This window comes from uncultured Ramlibacter sp. (assembly GCF_936925435.1).
Taxonomy (GTDB): domain Bacteria; phylum Pseudomonadota; class Gammaproteobacteria; order Burkholderiales; family Burkholderiaceae_C; genus Ramlibacter.
Genome location: NZ_CAKZHQ010000042.1, coordinates 1 through 4,457, shown reverse-complemented (window position 1 = coordinate 4,457; position 4,457 = coordinate 1). Strand labels below are relative to the sequence as shown.

Annotated in this window: 3 protein-coding genes and 2 pseudogenes; 1 reads left to right on the top strand and 4 read right to left on the bottom strand. The window is 66.5% G+C overall.

The window, feature by feature from the left end; translation table 11 throughout:
- Both Q0632_RS16270 and Q0632_RS16265 read right to left on the bottom strand, forming a co-directional pair.
- A partial coding sequence (locus Q0632_RS16270; protein ID WP_298932082.1) for an AIR carboxylase family protein occupies positions 1-341 on the bottom strand: 341 nt, incomplete at its 3' end.
- Positions 342-373: 32 nt separating this feature from the next.
- A pseudogene (locus Q0632_RS16265) lies at positions 374-610 on the bottom strand (cytochrome d ubiquinol oxidase subunit II); the annotation flags it as partial.
- Between Q0632_RS16265 and dnaE the strand changes: the two are divergent.
- Positions 587-3,550 (top strand): annotated as a pseudogene (dnaE, locus tag Q0632_RS16260) (DNA polymerase III subunit alpha); the annotation flags it as partial. The pseudogenes Q0632_RS16265 and dnaE sit on opposite strands and share 24 nt — an antisense overlap.
- 58 nt (positions 3,551-3,608) lie before the next feature.
- Here the strand turns inward: dnaE and Q0632_RS22385 are convergent.
- Both Q0632_RS22385 and Q0632_RS22380 read right to left on the bottom strand, forming a co-directional pair.
- Complete coding sequence (locus Q0632_RS22385) at positions 3,609-3,767, bottom strand: hypothetical protein (RefSeq protein WP_367181209.1); 159 nt, start codon at positions 3,765-3,767, stop codon at positions 3,609-3,611.
- A 300-nt stretch (positions 3,768-4,067) separates the two neighbouring features.
- On the bottom strand, positions 4,068-4,241 hold the full coding sequence (locus tag Q0632_RS22380) for a hypothetical protein (protein WP_367181208.1): 174 nt from the start codon (positions 4,239-4,241) through the stop codon (positions 4,068-4,070).
- Positions 4,242-4,457 lie beyond the last annotated feature (216 nt).

Here is a 4,457-nt window from a genome sequence, read left to right as displayed (position 1 = left end):
GGGCGGATGGCGGCCAGCGTGGCGCGCAGGGCCGGGTCATCACCGGCCTGCATGCCCACCGCAAACAGCGCCGCATTGGCGGCGCCGGCGCCGCCAATGGCGAAAGTGGCCACCGGAATGCCCTTGGGCATCTGCACGATGCTGTGCAGCGAATCCACGCCCGACAGCGCCTTGCTCTGCACCGGCACACCCAGCACCGGCACGGTGGTCTTGGCGGCCAGCATGCCCGGCAGGTGGGCGGCACCGCCGGCAGCGCCGGTGGCGATGAGCCACAGTCGCTTGTCGGGATCGTGCGCCGTCGCATGGACGGACGGGCAGGTGATGGGCAGGGTGGGGTTCATGGTCGGTTCCTTGTGGCAGGCTCAGCCTGAGATCAATATGCCGTGTGTTCGTTGGCGCGTATGTGCGCCAGCGTGACCTTGCCGCGCATCACGCGGTAGGCCCAGGACGTGTAGAACACGATCAGCGGCATGAAGATGAGCGTGGCCCAGAACATCAGGCCCAGCGTCAGGTGGCTGGAGACGCTGTCCCACACCGTCAGGCTGGCGTTGGGCTGGCTCGACGACGGCATCACGAAGGGGAACATCGCCGCGCCGGCCGTGCCGATGACGAGGCCCATGTGGTGGCCGCCGTGCAACTGGCTGCGCGCATGAAACTGCCGGTGGTGGCCACACACCCGGTGCAGTTTGCGACCGAAGACGATTACGAGGCGCACGAGGCGCGTGTCTGCATTGCCGAAGGCGAGATCCTGGGCAATGCACGCCGGGTGCGCAAGTTCACGCGTGAGCAGTACTTCAAGAACAGCGCCCAGATGCAGGCCCTGTTTGCCGATGTGCCCAGCGCCGTGGCCAACACGCTGGAGATCGCCAAACGCTGCAACCTGACCCTGGTGCTGGGCAAACCCCAGTTGCCCAATTTCCCGATTCCCGGCGGCCTTTCCATCGAGGAGTATTTCCGCCAGGTGTCCTTTGAAGGCCTGGAGGAGCGGCTGGCCCACCTGTACCCCGACGGTGCCAAACGCGACGCCGAGCGCCCGCGTTACGTGGAGCGGCTGGAGTTCGAGATCAACACCATCCTGAAGATGGGTTTTCCGGGTTACTTCCGGATCGTGGGGGACTTCATCCAGGGGGCCAAGGCCAACGGCTGCCCGGTCGGACCGGGCCGGGGCTCCGGTGCCGGTTCGCTGGTGGCTTATGCGCTGAAGATCACCGACCTGGACCCGCTGCAGTACAACCTGCTGTTCGAGCGCTTCCTGAACCCGGAGCGGGTGTCCATGCCCGACTTCGACATCGATTTTTGCCAGACCAACCGCAACCTTGTCATCGACTACGTCAAGGACAAGTACGGCAAGGACGCGGTCAGCCAGATCGCCACCTTCGGCACCATGGCCGCGCGCGCCGCCATCCGCGACGTCGGCCGCGTGCTGGACATGAGCTACACCTTTTGCGACGGCATCAGCAAGCTGATCCCGAACAAGCCGGGCGTGCACATCACCATCGCCGATGCCATCAAGCAGGAGCCCATCCTGGCCGAGCGGCTCGAGCGCGAGGACGAGGTCAAGACCTTGCTGGCGCTGGCGCAAAAGCTTGAGGGCATGACCCGCAACGTCGGCATGCACGCCGGCGGCGTGCTGATCGCGCCGGGCAAGCTGACCGATTTCACGCCGCTGTACCAGCAGCCGGGCAGCGACTCGGCCGTCAGCCAGTACGACAAGGACGACGTGGAAGCGGCCGGCCTGGTGAAGTTCGACTTTCTGGGCCTGGCCACGCTGACGATCCTGGAGATCGCCAAGGACTTCATCCGCGCGCGCCACAAGGGCCAGGAAGACTTCGCCTTCGAGAACATCGTTCTGGATGACGCCGCCACCTACAAGCTGTTCGCCGATGGCAAGACCGAGGCGGTGTTCCAGTTTGAAAGCCGCGGCATGCAGGGCATGCTGCGCGACGCCCGGCCCACGCGCCTGGAAGACCTGATCGCGCTCAACGCCCTGTACCGGCCCGGCCCGATGGACCTGATCCCCAGTTTCGTGGCACGCAAGCATGGGCGGGAAGAGGTCGAGTACCCGCACCCGGCGGTGGCCAGCATGCTCAGCGAGACCTACGGCATCATGGTCTACCAGGAACAGGTCATGCAGACCGCGCAGATCCTGGGCGGCTACTCGCTGGGCGGCGCCGACCTGCTGCGCCGCGCCATGGGCAAGAAGAAGGCCGAGGAGATGGCCGAGCACCGGGAGAAGTTCCGTGCCGGCGCGCAGCTGACGCACAACATCCCCGAGGCCAAGGCCGACGAGATCTTCGACCTGATGGAGAAGTTCGCGGGCTACGGCTTCAACAAGTCGCACGCCGCCGCCTACTCGCTGCTGGCCTACCACACGGGCTGGCTCAAGGTGCACTACACGGCCGAGTTCTTCTGCGCCAACATGACGGTGGAAATGGACGACACCGACAAGCTCAAGGTGTTGTTCGAGGACGCGCAAAAGCATTTCGGGCTGACGTTCGAGTCGCCGGACGTCAATCGCGGCGTCTACCGCTTCGAGCCGATCTCCGACAAGGTGATCCGCTACGGCCTGGGCGCCGTCAAGGGCACGGGCCAGCAGGCGATCGACGCCATCGTTGCCGCGCGCACCGAGGGCGGGCCCTTCAAGAGCCTGTACGACTTCTGCGCCCGGGTCGACCGCACGCGGCTGAACAAGCGCACGGTGGAGGCACTGATCAAGGCCGGCGCCTTTGACTCCCTGCAATTGAACCGCGCCTCGATGCTGGCTTCAGTCGACCAGGCTTTCAGCTTCGCTAGCGCCAGCGCCGCCAACGCCTCGCAGGTCGACATCTTCGGCGACGCCGAACACGGATCCAGCGCGCAGGAGCCGCCGCTGGTCGAGGCCATGCCATGGGGGGTGAAGGAGCGCCTGACCTATGAGAAGACCGCAGTGGGCTTCTACCTGTCGGGCCACCTGTTCGACGAGGTGGCCCTGGAGGTGCGGCGCTTTGCCCGGCGCAGCATCGACGACCTGATCGACTCGCGCGAGCCGCAGCTGTTGGCCGGCATCGTCAGCGACCTGCGCGTCATCAACGGCCAGCGCGGCAAGCTGGCGCTGTTCAAGCTGGACGACAAGTCCGGCAGCATCGACGCCCGCGCCGACGAGGCCATGATCAACGCCAACCGCAACCTGCTCAAGGACGACGAGCTGATCATCGCCATGGGCAAGGTGCAGAACGACCGCTTCTCCGGCGGCCTGCAGTTCACCATCAACCAGGTCTGGGACCTGGCGACCGCGCGCTGCCGTTTCGGCAAGTACCTGAAGGTGGCCGTCAACGGCAAGGCGCCCGACATCGGCCGCCTGGTGCGCGAGTTCCCGCCGCGCCGCGAGGTCAGCGAGCAGGGCGAGCTGGTGCGCGGCATGGGCGTGCGCCTGGCGCTGCGCCGCGACGCCGCCACGGCCGAGCTGCAGTTGGGCGAGGACGCCAAGTTCTTCCCCAGCGATGCCGCCCTGGCCAGCTGGATGGCCCAGGCCGATGGCGGCCAGGCGCAAATCGTCTACGAAGCGTCCTGAAGGCCGTTTTCGCAGGAGAATTGGCCTGTATCCCCCGGCCAATGGACCTGGGGTGCTATCAAAACAAGAGTGATGGGCATTCGCCGGCCTGCAAGACGAGCCGCGTCCAGGTCACATCGGACCGGCCCTGCAGGTCGGGTGTGGCCAGGTGTGCGACCGGCAGCAAGCCGTGCGGCCTGGCTTCGCGCTCCAGTTCCTCGCTCGGGACGTCGAACATGCGGCGGCCCGGCGGCCCGGCGGCACCGGTCCGTGGCGCAGGCTGAACGACAGGCGGCCACCCGCGGCCTGGCCAGCTGCGCCAGCGCCGCCATCCCTTCGCGCCGCTCCTGCGGATCCAGGTGCATCCACACGGCTGTCAGCAAGATGAGGTCGTAGCGCTGCCCCATCGCCAGCAGCGCGGGGAGGGTGGGCAGGCTGTCGTCCAGCCAGGTGATGCCCAGACCGGCATGGGCCTGCTGGCCGTAGGCGCGCAGTTGCTCCGTGGGCTCGACGGCCGTCACCCGGTGGCCCAGTCGCGTCAGGGCCGCTGCGGCGCGGCCGCTGCGGCGCCGATGTCCAGCACGTCGGCCGGCGCCTGTGGGTGCAGGTGCACCAGCATCCCTTGCACATCCTCGAAGCGCAGGTGCTCATATGTAAGGATCAGATCGGCGGCAGTCTCGCCGTAGCCGGCGGTGGAGGCGGGGCGCGTCATGGTGAGGTGGAGTTTCGCTGGTGCGGACCAGTTGTGTGGTTTGGTCGCCGATCGATTGCGCATGGAGCCACTGTCGAGGGGTCTGGCGGAAATAGTCGTCACGAGTTGATCGGAGCGGAAAAACCGGCATATAATTCGAGGCTCTGCTGAACGCGGCGACCGGAAGTTTCGGAAGCGAAGTGAGGCGGAGAAAAGAGCCAAGAAAGTTGACCAGGG

Excerpts from the sequence above, each read along its gene's own strand:
- Q0632_RS22385 (WP_367181209.1), bottom strand. The coding sequence starts at position 3,767 with ATGTTCGACGTCCCGAGCGAGGAACTGGAGCGCGAAGCCAGGCCGCAC.
- Q0632_RS22380 (WP_367181208.1), bottom strand. The coding sequence starts at position 4,241 with ATGACGCGCCCCGCCTCCACCGCCGGCTACGGCGAGACTGCCGCCGAT.